The organism is Achromobacter pestifer (assembly GCF_013267355.1).
GTDB classification, from domain to species: Bacteria; Pseudomonadota; Gammaproteobacteria; order Burkholderiales; family Burkholderiaceae_B; genus Achromobacter; species Achromobacter pestifer_A.
Map to the genome: position 1 here is coordinate 4,209,557 of NZ_CP053985.1, position 19,855 is coordinate 4,229,411.

The following is a 19,855-nucleotide window of genomic DNA, read 5'->3' on the forward strand; positions in this document are numbered from 1 at the left end:
TCAATTCGTATCAGGAGACGCGCAATGCCCTTGCGGATGCCCAAGCTTCGGTTAACCCGCCGGGTCGGCAAGATTCTTCTGGGTATCGCGGCATTCGTACTTGTCCTTTTCGGGGTTGCCGCCTGGCAGGTTCCCAAAGTGCTGCACAACGTCCTGGTGCAGGACGTCTCCAAGATGATCGGGCGGGAAGTCTCCGTCGGCGACATCAGCTTCAATCCCTTCACGCTGACCGTCCGGGCGCGCGACCTGGCCGTGGCCCAGCCCGATTCGCAGACGCCGCTCTTGACGCTGGCCGAGCTGGATGTCAGCGCGGCCTGGACTTCCCTGTTCTGGTTTGCGCCGGTCGTTGATCGAATGACGCTGCGCGAGCCTAACATCGCCATCGTGCGCGAGGACGTCGCGCGCTTCAATTTCTCTGATATTCAGCAACGAGTGGCCGAATTGACGGCCGCCCAGCCCGAGGAACCGCCCAAGCCGGATGAAGGGCTGCCGCGTTTTTCGCTGAACAACATGGTGATCGAGAACGGCACGATCACGCTGGATGACAAGGTCACTGGCCGCAAGCAGGTGGTCGACGAACTGGGCGTGGGCGTGCCGTTCATCTCCACTTTCGGCTACGCCACCGATATCGACGTGCAGCCGCGCGTGCACCTGCGCATCAACGGCAGCCCCTTCGATTTGAACGGCGTGGCGCGCCCCTTCGACAAGGTGCCCTCGTCCACGCTGCGCGTGGCCTTCAATGGCCTGCAACTGGAAAAGTGGGCGGACGTCTGGCCCATGCCGCTGCCTTTCAAGGTCGAGAGCGCGCTGCTGGATTCCAACCTGCAAGTGGTGTTCGAGCAGCCCAAGGACGCGCCGCCCAAGATCCGCGTCGTCGGCGACCTGGGCCTGCGGCGGCTGGACCTGCGCGACACCGCCGGCGCCAACCTCGTCGCCTGGAGCGCGCTGACCGTCAGCCGCCTGGAGCTGGAACCCATCGCGCGCCACGCCTATGTGGGCGAGGTGGGCCTGTGGGCGCCGCAAATCCACGTGCGGCGCTACGCCAATGCAAACCTGAACTGGCTGGACGTGGTCGCCGGGCTGAAGCGGCTGGGCGGCGTCGAGCCGACCGCCACGCCGGTGGCCGACAAGCTGCGCAAGGCCAGCGGCCTGGATCCCGCCAAGGCGGACGGCAAGGCCGGCCCGGCCGCCGCCCCGGCCAAGGGGGCGCCGGCCGCAACTACGGATGCCGCCGCCAAGAGCGCTGCGCCAGCGGTGACGGGTACGCCTGCCGCCACCGTTGCGGCCGCGTCTCCTGCCGCTTCCGCGCCTTCGCCGGACACGCCGGCGGCGTCTTCGGCTGCCCCCGCTGCCCCTGCCGCGGGTGCTCCCGCGGCCTCGTCCGCCACGACTCCTGCAGGCACCCCAGCCGCGAACGCCACCGCGCCCCAGCCGGCGCCCGCGCCCACGGAATGGAAGGTCGAGCTGGACGCCTTCAATCTGCACGAAGGCGAGGTCTACGTTGCGGATGCAGTCAGCAAGCTGGACTATGTGATGACCGGTCTGGCCGCGACGGTCGAGGGCGTCACCTTGCCGCAGGTGCCGGATCAGCCGATCAACCTGTGGCTGACCATGGACAACAGCACCGATGGCGGCTGGCTGCGCGCCAAGGGCCCGCTGGTCCTGAAGCCGCTGTCGCTGGAACTGGGCGTGCGCCTGGGCAACATCGCGCTGGCGCCCCTGGCGCCGGCCGTGCGCAACGCCTCGCCCATCGCGCTGCTGGATGGCCGTCTGGCCGCCAGCGCGCAGATCCATGTGAAGGAAAAGAACGGCGCGGTGGACGCATCGGCCAGCGCCGTGCAGGCCGACCTGACGCAGTTCAAGGCCCGTGACGAATCCCTCAAGCCCGCCGTGGATATCGCGCTGCAGAGCCTGCGCGTGACCGCCGACCGCCTGGCAATGGGGCCGGGCCAGAGCAATTTCACGCTGGCCGCCGCCGGCATCCAGGGCAACGGCAAGCTGGACCTCAAGGGCGCGTTCACGCCGCAGCCGCTCACGGTGAAAACCTCGGTGGACCTGTCGGAACTGAACGTCGCGTCCTTCGCGCCGTATGCCGCTTCCAGCCTGAACGCCACGGTGCGCGCCATCACGTTGGGCGCCAAGGGCAACGCGGAGTTCGCCGCCGCCGCTGGCTCGGCGCCGATGAAGGTCAACTGGAAGGGCGGGGTCGAAGTCACCGGCGTGGACCTGCAGGATCGCGTCAACAAGGACGACTTCCTGAACTGGAAGCGCCTGGGCTTCACCGGCATGGACGTCTCGGTGGCGGGCGACAAGATCGGCGCCAAGCTGGGCGACATAGCGCTGGAGGATTTCTACGGCCGCGTGCTGCTCAATGCACAAGGCCGCCTGAATGTCATGGACCTGGTGGCGGCCCCGGGCCAGGCCGGCGGCTCCATCACCCAGGACACCCAGACGCCCGGCCGCAGCGCCGCGCCGCCGCCCGCGGCGCCTGCCGCGCCTGCCGCCAAGGGGGGCGGTGGCATGCCCGACATCTCGGTGAACAGCGTCACGCTGAACCGCGGCCGCATGACCTTCACGGACCGCTTCGTCAAGCCCAACTACGTGGCCGAGCTGTCCAGCATCGAAGGCTCGATCACGGCGGTGTCGTCCACCAATCCCCAGCCCGCCAAGGTCAAGGTCACCGGCCGTGTCTACACCACCGCGCCGCTGTCGATCAGCGGCGTGGTGCAGCCCTTTGCCAAGTTCCTGTTGCTGGACCTGAAGGCCTCGGCCAAGGGCGTGGACCTGCCGCGTTTCAACACCTATTCCGCCAAGTACGTGGGCTACCCCATCAAGCGCGGCAAGCTGTCGGTGGACCTGGAATACAAGATCAAGGACCGTGCGCTGCAGGCCACCAACCACGTGGTGCTGAACCAGCTGACTTTCGGCGACAAGACCAACAGCCCCGACGCCACCAAGCTGCCGGTGCTGCTGGCCGTCGCCTTGCTGAAGGATTCGCGCGGCAACATCGACATCAATCTGCCGATTTCCGGTTCGCTGGATGATCCCGAGTTCTCGGTGGGTGGCATCGTGGTGCGCGTGCTGCTGAATCTGGTGGTCAAGGCCGTCACCTCGCCCTTCAGCTTGCTGGCCTCGGCCTTCGGGGGCGGCGAAGAACTGTCCTACGTGGAATTCGCGCCCGGCAGCGCGGTGCTGACCGAGGACAGCCAGCAGCGCATCGACACGCTGACCAAGGCGTTGACGGATCGCCCGGCGCTGAAGATGGACATCAGCGGCCGCGCCGACCCCAAGACCGACATGGAAGGCCTGCGCCAGGCCTGGGTGGACGGCAAGATCCGCTCCGCCAAGGCCGCCGCCACCACGCCGCGCGGCAAGAAGCCGAACCCGGCGGGCGTCGAGGTATCGGGCGCGGAACGCGCCAAGTACCTGGAAGAGGTCTACGACGATACGGACATCAAGGACAAGCCGCGCAACTTCATCGGCATGTCCAAATCCGTGCCGGCGGCGCAGATGGAGGAGATGCTGCGCAGCGTGGCGCCCGTTGGCGACGAGCAGTTGCGCCAACTGGCCGATGCGCGCGCGCAGGCGGTTTATGAGAAGCTGCAAGCCCAGGAAGGACTCGCGGATCGCGTGTTCATCGTTGCGCCGCAACTGGACGCGGATGGCATCAAGGACGAGGGGCAACCCTCGCGCGTGGACTTCTCCCTGAAGTGAACCAGGCTGGTTCAAGGGGCGGCGACTCGCCGCCCCGCGCCAGTTTTTTGCCAGGAGATTCTCGATGAATGACCAGGACGCGCACTTCGACAGCCTGCTTCCGCCCCTGCGGTTGAACCGGCGGGGTTTCATGGCCACCACGGTGGCGACGGGGTTTTCGCTGGCGGCCGGCCAGGCCGTGGCGCAGACCACGATCACCACGGACGCCGGCGGCCTCGTGGCCGGCAAGGTGGACATCCCGGTCAAGGACGGCAAGATGCCCGCGTACCGTGCGGCGCCCAAGGGCAAGAAGGACTTGCCGACGGTGCTGGTGGTGTCGGAGATTTTCGGGGTGCACGAGTACATCCAGGACGTGTGCCGGCGGCTGGCCCACCAGGGTTATCTGGCCATCGCGCCCGAATTGTTCGCGCGCCAGGGCGATCCGTCCAAGTACACCGAGATTCCCAAATTGCAGGCCGAAATCATCGGCAAGGTCCCGGACGCGCAGGTGACGTCAGACCTGGACTCGACCGCGGACTGGGCCGCAGCCAACGGCGGCAATCCGGGCCGGCTGGGCATCATGGGCTTCTGCTGGGGCGGCCGCCAGGTCTGGCTGTACGCCGCCCACAACCCGAAACTGAGGGCGGGCGCGGCTTGGTACGGGCAGTTGGGCGGACAGCCGAGCGAGCTCAAGCCCAGGTCGGTGCTGAGCGAGGTCAACGACCTGAAGGCGAAGGTGCTGGGAGCCTATGGCGGCAAGGACGCCGGGATTTCGATGGCGGACGTGGACAAGATGCGGCTGGAACTGGCGCAGGGGCCGGCGGCGGCGAAGGCTTCGCGGATCGATGTCTATCCGGAGGCGCCGCATGCGTTTCATGCGGATTATCGGCCGTCTTATCGGAAGGCGGAGGCGGAGCAGGCTTGGGGGCGGATGCTGGATTGGTTCAAGCAGAACGGGCTTTGAGGTGATGGCGGGTGCTCATGGGTGTACGTAGGTAGTGTTTTAGGTTACGTACGTGTTTGGTGGCCTGCGTCGCTCTTTGTAGGTCGCCCGTCGGCGCGGGCGGCGTGGCGGCTCGCGCCCACGATTGCGGTCCGGAGCGTTCGCTCCGGACTACCCCTTCCTCATCCTCGTCCTCGCCTGCGGCGACTCCTTCGGATTCCGTCGGGCGCATCGAGGTTGCGAGCCGCCACGCCGCCCGCGCCCACGGGCTGCCGCTATCTTGGCTTGTGGCGCTGCTAGGGCTGTGGTCGGGGGCGAGTCTTGGGCGGCCCGTGTTTTTCGGCCGCGCGGGCGGCCGAAAAACACATACGTCATTTTTTTAAGTGTGATTGTGATCGCTGGCGCGCATGCGTAGGTCGGTTTTCTGATGGCGTTGCCGTCAGGGGGGGCGGTGATGGGTGGCGCGCGGCAGGCAGCCGTTTGCGCATGAAGATCCATACGCGCGCCACCCATCCGGCATCGGAGTTCAAATGGCGATTGATCTGGCAGCGGGTTTCGGCGCGCCGTCACGAAAAATGGCTCGTGAGATCGGAGCCCCCCCATCAGCGCGAAGCGCCATTCTTTACCGCAAGACACCGCGTAAGCCCCCAGAGGCCGCCCGCGCGGCCGGCCGGGGGCGGGCCCTGCAAGATCCATCGCCACACACCACCGGCGGCGAGAACCCTAAGCACGCAATTCGTCCCTGCTGACGTCAAGTTTCAAATGCAGGAGCCTGGCGCGCCCCAGGCCACCGCCGCGTCAGGCGTCTCAAGAACCGAACCGCGACCCGTCAAAAACTACTGCGCCTTCTCCCCCGGCAACCCATCGCTAACCTCAGCCAACGCCCTCTTCATATCCTCATACTCCATCACCCTCTCATTCTGAAACCCGCCCAGCACCCCCCGGCACCCATCCACTCCCGAGCGCTTCATCTCGTCCATCATCGTCTTCCCCTGGCCCTGTCCCTTCTGGAACAGCCCGTCATACCCACCCGAGGAAAAGCCATATTCCTGCGCATACCGCAGCAGGTTCTTGCGGGACGTGGCCTGATGCTCGGCCAGATCGGGTTCGGATGCCCCGCAGGCGCGGGCGGCGCCGTTGGAGGCGCCGGCGGCGATGATGAAGGAGTCGTACTGGGCCTGTTCGGCGGCATCCGGAGCCGCCCAGGCCGTGGCGGCCGAGGCCAGCGTCAGGGCCAGGCTGGTCAAGATCTTGCGCATCGATGAACCTCCGCATGGAGCCCGCCAGCCGGCAGCGCGGCGTGCGCGGGCGGTGATCGCCAGCACAACATTATGGCAAGCAGCCGTTTCGAACCCGTGTAAGCGCGGTATGGAGTCGTTTCAGACTGTGCATCTTTTTTTCTTGCGGGCTTGGCGGCCAGCAAGGCGGCCGCGCAGGAACTATGATGGAGGCTGTGGGGCGCTCCTGCCCCAATGCATTGCCCCTTATTCCTGGAGATCTACATGACGATCAAAGTCGGCGACCGCGTGCCGGATGGCACCCTGACCGAATTCATCGAAACCGAATCCGCCGGCTGCTCGCTGGGCCCCAACGCGTTCCAGGTCGCCGACCTGACCCGCGGCAAGACCATCGCGTTGTTCGCCCTGCCGGGCGCCTTCACGCCCACCTGCTCGGCCAAGCATCTGCCGGGCTACGTGGAGCAGGCCGCGGCCCTGAAGGCCAAGGGCGTCGATGAAATCTGGTGCGTGTCCGTCAACGACGCGTTCGTCATGGGCGCCTGGGGCCGCGAGCAGAAGACGGAAGGCAAGGTCCGCATGCTGGCCGACGGTTCCGCCCTGTGGACCAAGGAACTGGGCCTGGAGCTGGACCTGATCCAGCGCGGCATGGGCGTGCGCTCGCAGCGCTACTCTGCCCTGATCGTTGACGGCGTGGTCAAGCAGCTGAACGTCGAAGGCCCCGGCAAGTTCGAAGTCAGCGACGCCGCCACGATGCTGTCGCAAGTCTGATCCCACGTAGTTCCTGTTTTACCGCTTAGCGCAGCGGGCCGCTCCGACGGCCTGTTGCGCTGCCGCCAGCAGCGGTTGCCGACGCCATGCTCGCCACCATCTCCTCCTTCTCGTCCCTTTACTTCGCGACCTTGCTGATGCTTATCGGCACGGGTCTGTTCAACACCTACATGGGGCTCCGGCTGACAGCGCAGTCTGTCAGCGAGGTGTGGATCGGCGCCTTGATCGCCGGCTACTACCTGGGCCTGGTGTGCGGCGCCCGCCTTGGGCACAAACTCATCATCCGCGTCGGCCATATCCGGGCGTTCGTCGCCTGTGCGGCCGTGGCTACCAGCATGATCCTGGCCCAGACGCTGGTCGACTCCATGCCGTTGTGGCTGGTGTTCCGCGTCATTTCGGGCATCGTGATGGTGACCGAATTCATGGTCATCGAGAGCTGGCTCAACGAGCAGACCGAAAACCACCAGCGCGGGCGTGTCTTCTCCGTCTACATGGTCGTGTCCGGCCTGGGCACCGTGCTGGGGCAATTGGCCCTGACCGCCTATGCCACGCTGGATCTGCGGCCGCTGACCCTGGTGGCCATGTGCCTGGTGCTGTGCCTGGTGCCGATTGCGGTCACCGCCCGTTCGCACCCGCCCACGCCGCTGCCGGCGCCGCTGGACATACGTTTCTTCATGCGGCGCGTGCCGCTGTCGATGACGGTGCTGTTCGTGGCGGGCAATCTTTCCGGGGCCTTCTACGGGCTGGCGGCCGTCTACGGCGCCAAGCATGGTTTGTCCACCTCGCAGGCGGCCATTTTCGTGGCTGCCGCGGTGACTGCCGGCCTGTTGTCACAGTGGCCCATGGGCTGGCTATCCGACCGCATCAACCGCGCCGGGCTGATCCGCTTCAACGCGCTCTTGCTGGTGGTGCTGCCGGTGGTCATGTGGGGCTGGATCGTGCTGCCGTACTGGGCGCTGGTGGCCATGTCCTGTGTCTTCGGCGTGCTGCAATTCACGCTGTATCCGCTGGGCGCGGCCTTCGCCAACGATCACGTCGAGTCCGAGCGCCGGGTCAGCCTGTCGGCCGTGCTGCTCATGACCTACGGGGTCGGGGCCTGCATCGGTCCGATGATTGCCGGGATACTGATGTCGCTGGCCGGCCCCAGCATGTACTACGTCTTCATATCCGCCTGCGCCTTGATCCTGGTCTGGCAGGTGCGGCCCACCCGCGTCACCGGCGCGCACCAGGTGGACGAGGCGCCCACGCACTTCGTGCCCATGCCGGACACGCTGCAGAGTTCGCCCGCCGCGGCGGTGCTGGACCCACGCGTGGATCCGGCAACCGACATTGCCATGGAAATGGTGCAGCCCGAGGTGGCCCCGGTCGCTGCCGCGGCCGAACCGCCAGCGGCTGATCCTGGCGCGGCGCCTGCCACGGATGCGGCGGACGATGCGGCAGAGGATCGCCGGCAGGTCCGTACGGGCACCTGACGGCCGCATTGGCGTGTCTTACCAGGGCGCCATCAGCGTGATGGCCGCCAGGGCCAGGGCGATGCCCAGCAGGTTCAGACGGGTCAATGGCTCGCGGAAGGCCAGCGCGCCGACCAGCGTGCCCAGGGTGATCACGCCCATGTTCATGGACGCGAATACCAGCGCGGGATGTTCGGGCAGCGACTGGTGCGCGCGGATGTAGGTCAGGATGTTGCCGAAGTTCGCCAGCCCCAGCGCCGCGCCCGCGGCCAGGTGGCGCGGCTGGCAGCGCACCCGGCGCCACAGCAGATAGGCGAGCATCAGCAGGCCGGCGATGACGAAGGCCAGCAGCAGCCCGCCCGCGAAGGCCGTGCCCGCGCGCGCCATCTGCTTGAACAGGATGTCGATCACGCCATAGCCCACCCAGACCACCAGCGGCCATAGCCACATGGCGCGGCTGCTGGCGGGGGTGTCCTCGCCTGGCGCCTGCGTGCGAGGCGCGCGGCGCAGCAGGCAGTACAAGGCGCTGGCGGCCAGCAGGGTCGCGGCCAGCTTGCGGCCGCTTACCGGTTCGCCGAACAGCAGGAAGGCCGCCAGCAGCGGGATGAACAGCGACAGGCGTTGCGCGGCGTCGCTGCGCACGATGCCGGCATGGCGCACGGCCGCCGCCATCGCCAGGAACACGCTGGGCAGCAGCACGCCCAGCGCGGCCAGCACCAGCCAGGGCGTTTGCGGCGCCAGCAGCGCGGCCGGGTCCGGGCGCAGCACGGCCCAGCAAAGCAGGGCGGCCACCGCGTAGTTCATGGCGATGGCCTGGCGCACGTCCACCTGGTAGCGCCGCGCCAGCTTCAGCAGCACGGCCACGGTCACGCTGCAGGCGACGCTGGCCAGCAGATAGAGCAGGCCCGGGGTCAGCGGCATGCCACGGCGTCGTGGTGCTGGTGCTGGGCGGCGTCGATGCGCATGCCCAGGCGCTGCAACAGGCGCTGGTCGGCTTCCATCTGCGGATTGGCGGTGGTCAGCAGGGCATCGCCGTAGAACATGGAGTTGGCGCCGGCCATGAAGCACAGCGCCTGCAACGCGTCGTCCATGGTTTCGCGGCCCGCGGACAGGCGCACCGCCGCGCGCGGCATGGCGATGCGGGCCACGGCGATGGTGCGCACGAACTCGAACGGGTCCAGGGCTTCCACGCCGGCCAGCGGCGTGCCTTCCACCTGCACCAGATTGTTGATCGGCACGGACTCGGGATAGGGCTCCATGTTGGCCAGCTGGGCGATCAGGCCGGCGCGCTCACGGCGCGATTCGCCCAGGCCCACGATGCCGCCGCAGCACACGTTGATGCCGGCGTCGCGTACCCGGTCCAACGTGTCCAGCCGGTCCTGGTAGGTGCGGGTGGAAATGATCTTGCCGTAGAACTCGGGCGAGGTGTCCAGGTTGTGGTTGTAGTAGTCCAGGCCGGCGCTCTTGAGCTGTTCGGCCTGGCCTTCACGCAACATGCCCAGCGTGACGCAGGTCTCCAGGCCCAGGGCCTTCACCGCGCTGACCATCTCGGCCACCGCCTCCAGGTGGTGTGGCTTGGGGCTGCGCCAGGCGGCGCCCATGCAGAAGCGCTGCGCGCCGCCTTCCTGGGCCTTGCGGGCCGCGGCCACCACGTCTGCCAGGGGCATCAGCTTGTCGGCGTCCAGACCGGTGTCGTAGTGCGAGGACTGCGGGCAATAGGCGCAGTCTTCGGGACAGCCGCCGGTCTTGATCGACAGCAGGCTGGACAGCTGGATGGCGTTCGGATCGAAGTGGGCGCGGTGCGTCTGCTGGGCCCGGAACACCAGATCCATGAATGGCAGTTCGTAGAGCGCCATGATGTCGGCGGCGCTCCAGGCGGGGGCGACGGCCGGCTTGGCGACGGTCGGGACGGGGATGTAGGCGGTCTGCATGGGTGGGCTCCTTTCGGTCTTGCGGGGATCGCGCCGCTGGCATGGGGCAGGGCGGGATCGGCGGATCGTAAGAAGCTGCGCAGGGTTTGCGCAATGCTGGCCGTCAGGCGAAAGTTAGCCGCCTGTTGTCGCTATTTTTTCAGGAAATGGAGGATTTTGACGGTTGCCGACTTCTAAGTCGCGCACATCTTCGGGGACACTGGGTAGTCGATTATTTTGAATCGAATTGTAAGTTTCTGGCCGTCAGTCCTTGGCCCGCTTGTCGCGGGGCCGCGTACGCTCGTGCCCGGTGATGCCGCGGTCGCGCGCCCATACGATGGCCGCGCTGCGGCGGTGCACGCCGATCTTGCTGTAGATCGTGGCCACGTGGTTGCGCACGGTGTTGCGCGACAGTTTCAGCTGTCGGGCGATGCCTTCATCGTCATGGCCCTGGCACATCAGGCCCAGCACTTCGCGTTCGCGCGAGGTGAGCTGCGCCAGTTCGGCCACGTCGCGCGTGGCGGGCGCGGGTTCGCGCAATTGCGCCAGCTTCTCGATGACGCTGCGGCTGAACCAGGAGGTGTCCTGCATGACAGCCTCGATCGCCGTCAGCAGTTCGGTTTCGGAGCGCTTGCGTTCCGTGATGTCCTGGATCGCCAGCAGCACGCGCTGCTGGCCGCCGATGGTCACGGGTTCGGCCGACAGCAGGCAGTCCAGCCGGCTGCCGTCCCTGGCCGCCAATGCCACGTCGCGGTTGCGGGCGCTTTCGCCGCGCTTGAGGCTGGCCTCCAGGTCTTCGGGAAGTTGCAGGTCCAACCCGGTCAAGGCCTGGCCGATGCCGTCCTGCGCAGAGGTGCCGGTGACTGTGGCGAAGGCGTCGTTCAGGTCCAGCGCGAGCAGCGTTTCGCCCTCGCAGACGGCCATGGGCACGGGCGCCAGGCGGAACGCCTTGGAGAAGCGCTCCTCGCTTTCGCGCAAGGCCAGTTCGGTGCGCTTGCGGGGTTCCAGGTCGATGAAGGTGAACAGCATGCATGGCTCGCCCTGCATGTCGATGGGCTGGCCCGCGACGATGACGAACTTCACGCTGCCGTCCGCGAGTTTCAGCACGCCCTCGCGCTGCGCGATGGTTTGCCCTTCGTTGAGGCTGGCGACCGCGTTGTCCTTGTCCTCGCCGCCGTCCAGCACGTCCAGCTCATAGGCCGACTTGCCCACGATGGCGTCGCGCGCGTAGCCGGTCATTTCGAGGAAGCCCTGGTTCACCTTCACATAGCGCAGGTCGGACAGGCGGCAGATGAGGGCGGGCGCGGGATTGGCGCCGAAGGCCCGTTCGAAGCGTACTTCGGCGTTGATCTGCTCGGTCTGGTCATACAGGATCAGGACGCGATATTCGGCGCCATCGCCACTGTCCAGGTTCAGCCCGCTGGCACGTATGTTGCGCAGGAACTCCGCGTCGTCCTTGCGCAGCAGGTCCAGCAGCAGTTCGTCGAATGGCTCGGTCGCGGCCAGCCGGTCCAATGGGTACTGGCGGGGGGGTACGCGATGGTGGTTGCGGTAGGTGAGGGCATAGCGCTTGCGATAGCCGGCCGGCGTGCCGCCCAGATCTTCCAGCTTGTCGGCGCCATGCAGCCTGAGCGCGCTGGCATTGGCCCAGGCGATGGCGCCGTCCGCTTCGAGCAGGATGATGCCTTCGTTCAGGCCCGCGATGATGCGTTGCAGATGCTGGCGGTGCGGATGGGGAGCGGCGGCGTTCGCGGTCACGTAGTCCTCTTCTTTTCGCAGGGCACGACGCAAAGAGAATGAAGGCGCACTGAAAGGCTGTCCAGATGGCGAAATGGACGAGTCTGAGCGTAGGGGGGGAGGGTAGAGAAGATGGCTGCCGACTGATGATGACGGCAAATACCACGGGCAGAAATGCAAAAAGCTCCGGGAACCGGAGCTTTCGATGGAAGCTGAATTTTGAACCGTGCACAAAGTGCTTGGCGGAGCGGACGGGGCTCGAACCCGCGACCCCCGGCGTGACAGGCCGGTATTCTAACCAACTGAACTACCGCTCCGCAGCGGTTTGCTTTGACTTCTTCAATGCACTGCGGTGTCAAGGCAGCTTGGTACCACATGCCAGAAAGACTGGCGTCCCCTAGGGGATTCGAACCCCTGTACTCACCGTGAAAGGGTGATGTCCTAGGCCTCTAGACGAAGGGGACCTGAACAAAACAGAACTACTTTACTATCGTACTGCTGACTGGTGGAGGTAAGCGGGATCGAACCGCTGACCTCTTGCATGCCATGCAAGCGCTCTCCCAGCTGAGCTATACCCCCCAGGATCCTCGATGTCCCAAACTACAGACAACAAGGTCTCACACTATATAAAGCAAAAAAGCCCCGAAAACGGAGCTCTTGAAAGACTCTGAGCGAGAGCTTTGGCGGAGCGGACGGGGCTCGAACCCGCGACCCCCGGCGTGACAGGCCGGTATTCTAACCAACTGAACTACCGCTCCGCAGCGGCGTACTCACAACATTGTCACTTCAACTGCATCACTACATACTGCTGCCAGAAAAACTGGCGTCCCCTAGGGGATTCGAACCCCTGTACTCACCGTGAAAGGGTGATGTCCTAGGCCTCTAGACGAAGGGGACTTGGACTTGCAAACTGGTACTACATCCTTCGCCGTTGACTGGTGGAGGTAAGCGGGATCGAACCGCTGACCTCTTGCATGCCATGCAAGCGCTCTCCCAGCTGAGCTATACCCCCGTCTTTCTAATCAGTCCGTTCAATGTTTTACGAAACCGAGCACACGTTTTACCGAGTGCTTTTTCGTAGTTCGTTGCCGGTTTTGTTTAGTGCCGTTGGCGAAGAAACGAGATTATGCACGAACTAAATTTGGTGTGCAAGTCGCTTCGCGACAAAAAGCCCAAAAGTTGGGAAAAAAAAGGGGATGGAAGGCATTTTTGGCCAGATTTTGCGCTTTTCTTGCTCAGGGCGGGCAAAGGTGATTGATGCGGAAATCAAGTAAATCAAAGACTTGTGGGAATGCTATCGTGGACGGAAATTTTTTTCGCCGATCCGGAAGATTTTTTGCGCCGGACCCGCACACACGGACATCGCCATGAGCAGCAAGACTTCGTTCCCCACGCGCCCGCTGGGCCAGAGCGGCATGGACATCACCCGCATCGGGCTGGGCGCCTGGGCCATCGGCGGCAATGGCTGGGCGGTGGGCTGGGGGCCGCAGGACGACGCCGAATCGGTGGCCGCGATCCGCCGCGCCGTCGAGCGCGGCATCAACTGGATCGACACCGCGGCGGTATACGGCCTGGGACATTCCGAGGAAATCGTGCGCCGCGCGCTGGCGCAGATGGCGCCGGACGCGCGGCCTTATGTGTTCACCAAATGCGGCCTGACCTGGTCCGCGGAGCAGCCACAGGCGATGCCGCGGCGCACCGGCGCGCCGGCCAGCATCCGGCGCGAAGTCGAGGACTCGCTGCGCCGGCTGGGCGTGGAGCGTATCGATCTCTACCAGATGCACTGGCCGGCGGGCGACGGCACGCCCTTGGAGGTGTACTGGCAGGAACTGCTGGACCTGAAGCGGGAGGGCAAGGTCAGGGCGGTGGGGCTGTCCAACCACAATCTGGCGCAGTTGCAGCAGGCCGAGGCGCTGGGCCATGTGGATACGCTGCAGCCGCCGTTCTCGGCCATCCAGCGTGCGGCGGGCGCGGATCTGATTCCGTGGTGCGAGCGGAGCGGGACCGGGGTGATCGTCTACAGCCCGATGCAATCCGGCCTCTTGGCCGGCAGCTTCAGCCTGGAGCGCGCCCGCGCCTTGCCGGCGGACGACTGGCGCGCGCGCAACGCGGAATTCACTACGCCGGGCATCGAGCGCAACCTGGCGCTGGCCGATGCGTTCAAGCCCATCGCCGAACGCCATGGCACCACGGTGGCGGCCGTGGCCGCGGGCTGGACGTTGGCTTGGCCGGGCGTGACGGGCGCCATCGTGGGCGTCCGCAGCGCGGCTCAGGTGGATGGCTTGCTCGGCGCGGCGTCGCTCGAACTGGACGGCGAAGACATGGACGCCATCGCGGATGCGATCGAGCGCACGGGAGCAGGGGTGGGGCCGTTGCGCCCGCTCGAAGAGAGCGGCGCGCTGCCGGCCAATCTGTTCGCCTGAGGGGGCCTCAGGCGCGGCGCGTCTTGCGGCCGCTGCCGACCGCCGCGATCAGCGCCAGGCCGATCAGGGCCAGCGCGGTCTTGTCGCCAAAGCGGGCGTAGGGCGTCAGCCCCGTCATGCCTTGCACGGCGACCGGCAGCACGCCGGCCTGCAGCGGCGCGAGCTGGGCTGCCACGCGGCCCTTGGCATCGATGGCGGCGGTAATGCCGGTGTTGGTGGAGGTCAGCATGGGCCGCGCCGTTTCCATGGTGCGCAGGCGGCCGATCTGCAGATGCTGGCGCAAGGCCCAGGAATCGCCAAACCAGCCCAGGTTGCTGACGTTCACCAGTATCGTCGCGCCCGGTTCGCCGTTGGGGCCGGGCTGCAGCGCGGGCAGCAGGTCCGGGCCGAACAGGTCTTCGTAGCAGATGTTGAACGCGATGTGCTGGCCGCCGACCGCGAAGGGCGTCTGGCGCACCGCGCCGCGGTCGAAGTCGCCCAGCGGAATGTTCAGCATGTCCACGAACCAGTGGAAGCCGGGCGGCACGTATTCGCCCCAAGGCACCAGGTGGCGCTTGTCGTAGCGCATGGCGGTGGTGCCGGCCACGAGCTGTTCGACCGGCGTATTGCCGTCAAAGCCCATGACGCTGTTGGTGTAGCGGTCGCGGCCATCGACGCGGTCGTGCAGCGGCACGCCCATTGCGATGGTTGTCTTGCGCTGGGCAGCCAGGTCGCGCCAGACGGCCCAGACGCGCGGGTCGAGCTGGTTCTGGAAGATGGGCAGCACGGTTTCCGGCAGGATGATCAACTGCGGCGCGGGCACGCCCGGCGCCGGCGGCATGGCCGCCAGGTCCAGATGGCGCGTCAGGCTCTGGTCGAGCAGGGCGGGGTCGAACTTCTGGGATTGTCCGATGTTGCCCTGGACCAGGCGCACGTTCAGCGGATCGCCGGACGGCGTGGACCAGTCGATGCGGGACAGCGGCCAACCAGCGGCCGCCAGGGCCAGCGCGATGCCGGCGGCCAGGGCATGGCGCGAGCCGGTGCCGTTCTTGCGCGAGGGTTGCCACAGGCTTGCAAGGGCCGCGGCGACGAAGGCGGCCAGGAAGGCCATGCCGTGCACGCCGAGCAGCGGCGCCCAGCCGGCAATGGGGCTGTCGACCTGCGCGTAGCCGATGTTGAGCCAGGGGAAGCCCGTCAGCAGCACGGCGCGCAGCCATTCGAACGCGGCCCACATTGCGGCCCAGGCCAGCGTGCCCGACAGGATGCGGGCGGGCGGTGAATCCGATGCCAGCGGCGCGTAGCGGCGCGCCAGCGCGCTGGCGGTGGCCGGGAACAGCGCCAGGAAGGCCGACAGCGCCAGCACCGCGGCCACGGCCAGCGGCGCGGCCAGGTCGCCATAGCGGTGCAGGCTGATGAAGATCCAGTACAGGCCCAGCGCATAGCTGGCGAAACCGAACAGCCAGCCGCGCGCCCAGGCCTGCTTGGCGGAAGGCGCATACAGGGTGACGCGGGCGGCGATGGCCAGCATCAGGACCTGGGTGACCGCCAGCGCCCAATCCGGCAAGGGACCGGGCGAGAAAGTCAGGGCGTGCACGGCGCCCGCCAGCATCAGGCCGGCGGCGCCGCGCAGGGTACGGCTGCGCGGAGTTGGGGTCATGCTTCGTCGGAGGGGCGGGTGGCTTGGGCCGGGGTGTTGCGCTTGACGCGCAGCCAGATGGCGCGGCGCGCGTCGCCGCGGGCCACTTCCAGGCGCAGGCCGTCGAATTCGGCGGTGTCGCCGCGGCGCGGAATGCGGCCCAGCTGTCCGCCCATCCAGCCGCCGACGCTGTCGTACTCGTCGTCGGGCAACTGGCAACCGAACACTTCATTGAAGTGCGAGATGTCGGTGGCGGCCAGGACGCGCCACTGATTCTCGCCTTCGGGGAAGATGGAATCTTCCTCGGTTTCGTCGAATTCGTCCTCGATGTCGCCGACGATCTGTTCCAGCACGTCTTCCATCGTGACCAGGCCGGAAATGCCGCCATGCTCATCGATGACGATGGCCTGGTGGTTGCGGCTGGCGCGGAACTCGTGCAGCAGCACGTTCAGGCGCTTGGATTCGGGGATGAACACGGCGGGCCGGACCAGCGAGCGCACTTCGATGCCGGGTTCCAGCATGCAGCGCAGCAGATCCTTGGCCAGCAGGATGCCGATGATGTTGTCGCGGTCGCCTTCGTAGACGGGGAAGCGCGAGTGCGCGGTCTCGATGACGGAGGCCACCAGGTAGGGGATGGGCTGCGTGACGTCCAGCAGGTCCATGCGCGAACGCGGGACCATGATGTCGCCCACGGTGCCTTCGGACACGGCGAGCGCGCCCTTGATCATCTTGTAGGATTCCGCGTCGAGCAACTGGCGTTCGTGCGCGGCTTCCAGAACGGCCTTGATGCCTTCGCGGTCCTCGGGCTGGCGGCGCACAAGGGAAAGCAGGCGGTCTAGAAGGGATTTGGTGGCGGGTTTGGCTGAGCGAGCAGGAGTCGCTTCGGGAGCAGGGTAAGGGTCAGACATCGTCCGGGAGGACAAGTTATGGAGGGGCCAGCATAACCGATACTGGCCTGCAAATTGTAACGGCGGCCCCCAAAATGAGGGGAACCGCCGCCATCTGCGCCTTGCTGTACGCCATTTTCCGGCAATTTCTCAGGGTTGACCCGAGGGCGCGCGCGGATTCAGGCGGCCACGTAGGGGTCGGCGATGCGCATGGCGGCCAGCGTGGCGGTTTCCAGGGCTTCCATGCGCTTGGCGTCGCGCGCCTTGATGTGGTCGTAGCCCAGCGCGTGCAGCACCCCGTGGATGGTGAGGTGGGCGGCGTGGTCCAGCAGCGCCTTGCGCTGTTCGCGGGCCTCGCGCACCAGCACCGGCACGCACATGACGATGTCGCCGCGCGCCACGCCCAGCGGATCCACGCCGTACTCGAAGGTCAGCACATTGGTGGCGTAGTCGCGGCCGCGGAAGTCGCGGTTCAGGCGCCGGCCTTCGGCCGCGCCGACCAGGCGCAGGCTGAGTTCCGCGGCAGAGAACGCCACCAGGCCGTCCTCGGCGGCACCCGCCAGCGCGCGCTCGGCCCAGCGGCGCAGGCGCCAGCGGGGCAGGCGGGCTTCCTCGACGCCGTACTGCACGGACAGGGACAGTTCAGGCTTCATCTTCGGAGGCGCGGTCGTAGGCGTCGACGATGCGCGCGACCAGGGGATGGCGCACCACGTCTCGGCTGGTGAATCGGGTGGTGGCGATGCCCTGCACGTCGTGCAGCACCTTCACCGCATGCGCCAGGCCGCTGTCCTGGCCGCGCGGCAGGTCGACCTGGGACGGGTCGCCGGTGATGACGGCCTTGCTGCCGAAGCCGATCCGCGTCAGGAACATCTTCATCTGTTCCGGCGTGGTGTTCTGCGCTTCGTCCAGGATGACGAAGGCGTGGTTGAGCGTGCGCCCGCGCATGTAGGCCAGCGGCGCGATCTCGATGGTCTGCTTCTCGAACAGGCGTTGCACCTTTTCGAAACCCATCAGGTCGTACAGCGCGTCGTACAGCGGGCGCAGATACGGGTCGACCTTCTGCGCCAGGTCGCCGGGCAGAAAGCCCAGTCGTTCGCCGGCCTCGACCGCCGGGCGCGTCAGCACCAGGCGCTGCACGGTGTCGCGCTCCATTGCGTCGATGGCGCAGGCCACGGCCAGCCAGGTCTTGCCGGTGCCGGCGGGACCGACGCCGAAGGTGATGTCGTGCTTGAGGATGTTGTTCAGGTAGTCGCGCTGGCGCGGGGTGCGCGGACGCAGGTCGCTGCGCTTGGTGCGCAGGGCGATGCTGTCGCTTTCGTCGTCCAGGTCGGGCAGCGGGTCCGCTTCGCGGGCCTGCTCTTCCTTGAGTTTTTCTTCCTGCCGTCCGACGCCGATCTCGACCAGTCCCAGCTGGATGTCGTCGACCGACAGGGCGCGGTGCACGGCCTGTTCATGGAAGCGGCGCAGTACCCGCCCCGCCAGTTCCGCCAGTTCGCCTTCGATGGTGACGCGGCTGCCGCGGCGCGACAGCTTGACGTTCATGCCGTCGGCCAGCTGCCGCAGGTTCTCGTCCAGCGGGCCGCAGAGATTGGCCAGGTGGGTGTTGTCGCCGTCCAGGGTGACGACGGCGGGCATGCTGCGACGGGCGCGGGAGCGGGGAGTGGTCATTCGGCCTCTTGGGAAACACGGTCCACGTCGGCGACCCGGGCGCGCAGCGAATTGGTGTGCGCTTCGGTGATGATGACGTCGACCATTTGTCCGATGAGCCGCGCGGGCGCGGCGAAGTTCACGATACGGTTGTTCTCGGTGCGGCCCATCAGTTCGTTCGGGTCGCGGCGCGAGGGGCCTTCCACCAGCAGGCGCTGGCGGGTGCCGACCATGTTGCGGGCGATCGTGGCCGCCTGCTCGTTGATCAGCGCCTGCAGGCGTTGCAGGCGGCGCAGCTTCACGTCCTGCGGCGTGTCGTCGTGCAGGTCGGCGGCGGGCGTGCCCGGACGGCGCGAATACACGAACGAGAACGAGGTATCGAAGCCGACGTCCTCGATCAGCTTCATGGTCTTTTCGAAGTCTTCCTCGGTTTCGCCGGGGAAACCGACGATGAAGTCCGAGGACAGCGTCAGGTCGGGGCGGGCAGCGCGCAGGCGGCGCACCACCGACTTGAATTCCAGGGTGGTGTAGCCGCGCTTCATGCCGGCCAGCACGCGGTCGCTGCCGGCCTGCACCGGCAGGTGCAGGAAGGAGACCAGCTTGGGCAGGCGGGCGTAGGCGTCCACCATGCGCTGGGTCATTTCCTTGGGGTGCGAGGTGGTGTAGCGGATGCGCTCGATGCCCGGGATTTCGTGCACGTATTCCAGCAGCATGGCGAAGTCGGCGATCTCGTCGCTGTCCGTCATGCGGCCGCGGTAGGCGTTGACGTTCTGGCCCAGCAGCGTCACTTCCTTCACGCCCTGGTCGGCCAGGTCGGCCACTTCGATCAGCACGTCGTCGAAGGGGCGCGAGACTTCCTCGCCGCGCGTGTAGGGCACGACGCAGAAGCTGCAATACTTGCTACAGCCTTCCATGATGGAGACGAACGCCGTGGCGCCGTCCACGCGGGGCGGCGGCATGTTGTCGAACTTTTCGATCTCGGGGAAGCTGATGTCCACCTGCGAACGGCCTTCGTCGCGGCGGCGCTTGATCAGGTCTGGCAGGCGGTGCAGCGTCTGCGGGCCGAACACCACGTCCACGTAGGGCGCGCGCTTGACGATGGCCTCGCCTTCCTGGCTGGCCACGCAGCCGCCCACGCCGATCACCAGGTTGGGATTGGTCTTCTTCAGGTGCTGCACGCGGCCCAGGTCCGAGAAGACTTTTTCCTGCGCCTTCTCGCGCACCGAACAGGTGTTGAACAGGATGACGTCGGCGTCTTCCGGGTTGTCGGTCAGCTCCAGGCCCTGGTCGCCGCGCAGCACGTCGGCCATCTTGTCCGAGTCGTACTCGTTCATCTGGCAGCCGAAGGTGCGGATGTAGAGCTTGCGGGGGGAGCCGGCGTCGGCGGCGGGGAGGGCGGCGCTGGCGCCGTCGTGCGCGGCGTCGGCGCGCTTGAGGGTGGTTTCTTGCATGATGGTCGCCGTGACGGGTGTAGATCCCGGGGGCAGAAAGGTAGGAAACCGGGGATTTTAACCCTTGCCCGAATTTGCTTCTTGGTCTGGCG

General features: G+C 66.7%; 14 protein-coding genes and 6 tRNA genes. 5 read left to right on the forward strand and 15 right to left on the reverse strand.

The annotated features are described in order from the left end of the window. Positions 1-24 precede the first annotated feature (24 nt). Together FOC84_RS20135 and FOC84_RS20140 are read left to right on the forward strand one after the other, a co-directional pair. Complete coding sequence (locus FOC84_RS20135; RefSeq protein WP_173145989.1) at positions 25-3,714, forward strand: DUF748 domain-containing protein; 3,690 nt, start codon at positions 25-27, stop codon at positions 3,712-3,714. 64 nt (positions 3,715-3,778) lie between these two features. Then, positions 3,779-4,657, forward strand: coding sequence for a dienelactone hydrolase family protein (locus FOC84_RS20140; protein WP_173145990.1), 879 nt, complete (start codon positions 3,779-3,781; stop codon positions 4,655-4,657). Positions 4,658-5,472: 815 nt separating this feature from the next. Here the strand turns inward: FOC84_RS20140 and FOC84_RS20145 are convergent. Next, positions 5,473-5,895 carry a hypothetical protein gene (locus tag FOC84_RS20145; protein ID WP_173145991.1) on the reverse strand — a complete coding sequence of 141 codons (423 nt, stop codon included), beginning with the start codon at positions 5,893-5,895 and terminating at the stop codon, positions 5,473-5,475. Positions 5,896-6,138: 243 nt separating this feature from the next. On the opposite strand from FOC84_RS20145, the gene FOC84_RS20150 reads away from it, so the two are divergent. After that, the gene (locus FOC84_RS20150) at positions 6,139-6,642 is read left to right on the forward strand and encodes a peroxiredoxin (RefSeq protein WP_013395780.1); all 504 of its coding nucleotides are present in this window, start codon (positions 6,139-6,141) and stop codon (positions 6,640-6,642) included. An 86-nt stretch (positions 6,643-6,728) separates the two neighbouring features. Next, positions 6,729-8,114 (forward strand): MFS transporter, encoded by a 1,386-nt coding sequence (locus FOC84_RS20155; protein ID WP_173145992.1) that lies wholly within the window; start codon positions 6,729-6,731, stop codon positions 8,112-8,114. Positions 8,115-8,132: 18 nt separating this feature from the next. On the opposite strand, the gene FOC84_RS20160 is transcribed toward FOC84_RS20155, so the two are convergent. From FOC84_RS20160 to FOC84_RS20200, 9 genes are all read right to left on the reverse strand, one after another. Further along, positions 8,133-9,008, reverse strand: coding sequence for an EamA family transporter (locus FOC84_RS20160; protein WP_173150296.1), 876 nt, complete (start codon positions 9,006-9,008; stop codon positions 8,133-8,135). Then, the gene (gene bioB, locus FOC84_RS20165) at positions 9,005-10,024 is read right to left on the reverse strand and encodes a biotin synthase BioB (RefSeq protein ID WP_173145993.1); all 1,020 of its coding nucleotides are present in this window, start codon (positions 10,022-10,024) and stop codon (positions 9,005-9,007) included. The genes FOC84_RS20160 and bioB overlap by 4 nt, the downstream gene beginning before the upstream one ends. 243 nt (positions 10,025-10,267) lie before the next feature. Next, a complete protein-coding gene (locus FOC84_RS20170) occupies positions 10,268-11,761 on the reverse strand; it encodes a PAS domain S-box protein (protein WP_173145994.1) in 1,494 nt (497 codons plus the stop codon). A 219-nt stretch (positions 11,762-11,980) separates the two neighbouring features. Continuing rightward, positions 11,981-12,057 (reverse strand) — tRNA-Asp (locus FOC84_RS20175). A gap of 71 nt (positions 12,058-12,128) precedes the next feature. Further along, positions 12,129-12,204: transfer RNA gene (locus FOC84_RS20180), tRNA-Glu, on the reverse strand. A gap of 39 nt (positions 12,205-12,243) precedes the next feature. Beyond that, positions 12,244-12,319, reverse strand: a tRNA-Ala gene (locus FOC84_RS20185). A 102-nt stretch (positions 12,320-12,421) separates the two neighbouring features. Beyond that, positions 12,422-12,498 (reverse strand) — tRNA-Asp (locus FOC84_RS20190). 63 nt (positions 12,499-12,561) lie between these two features. Continuing rightward, a tRNA-Glu gene (locus FOC84_RS20195) sits at positions 12,562-12,637 on the reverse strand. Positions 12,638-12,676: 39 nt separating this feature from the next. After that, positions 12,677-12,752 (reverse strand) — tRNA-Ala (locus tag FOC84_RS20200). A 355-nt stretch (positions 12,753-13,107) separates the two neighbouring features. Between FOC84_RS20200 and FOC84_RS20205 the strand changes: the two genes are divergently transcribed. Next, positions 13,108-14,163 carry an aldo/keto reductase gene (locus FOC84_RS20205; RefSeq protein WP_173145995.1) on the forward strand — a complete coding sequence of 352 codons (1,056 nt, stop codon included), beginning with the start codon at positions 13,108-13,110 and terminating at the stop codon, positions 14,161-14,163. Between the two features lie 7 nt (positions 14,164-14,170). On the opposite strand, the gene lnt is transcribed toward FOC84_RS20205, so the two are convergent. From lnt to miaB, 5 genes are all read right to left on the reverse strand, one after another. Then, complete coding sequence (lnt, locus tag FOC84_RS20210; protein ID WP_173145996.1) at positions 14,171-15,799, reverse strand: apolipoprotein N-acyltransferase; 1,629 nt, start codon at positions 15,797-15,799, stop codon at positions 14,171-14,173. Then, on the reverse strand, positions 15,796-16,686 hold the full coding sequence (locus tag FOC84_RS20215) for an HlyC/CorC family transporter (protein ID WP_173145997.1): 891 nt from the start codon (positions 16,684-16,686) through the stop codon (positions 15,796-15,798). Before FOC84_RS20215 ends, lnt begins: the two co-directional genes overlap by 4 nt. Before the next feature lie 158 nt (positions 16,687-16,844). Continuing rightward, positions 16,845-17,318 carry an rRNA maturation RNase YbeY gene (gene ybeY, locus FOC84_RS20220; RefSeq protein ID WP_088142296.1) on the reverse strand — a complete coding sequence of 158 codons (474 nt, stop codon included), beginning with the start codon at positions 17,316-17,318 and terminating at the stop codon, positions 16,845-16,847. Further along, positions 17,308-18,333, reverse strand: a complete 1,026-nt coding sequence (locus FOC84_RS20225; RefSeq protein WP_173145998.1) for a PhoH family protein — start codon at positions 18,331-18,333, stop codon at positions 17,308-17,310. Before FOC84_RS20225 ends, ybeY begins: the two co-directional genes overlap by 11 nt. Further along, positions 18,330-19,763, reverse strand: coding sequence for a tRNA (N6-isopentenyl adenosine(37)-C2)-methylthiotransferase MiaB (miaB, locus tag FOC84_RS20230; RefSeq protein WP_173145999.1), 1,434 nt, complete (start codon positions 19,761-19,763; stop codon positions 18,330-18,332). The genes FOC84_RS20225 and miaB overlap by 4 nt, the downstream gene beginning before the upstream one ends. Positions 19,764-19,855: the final 92 nt, after the last annotated feature.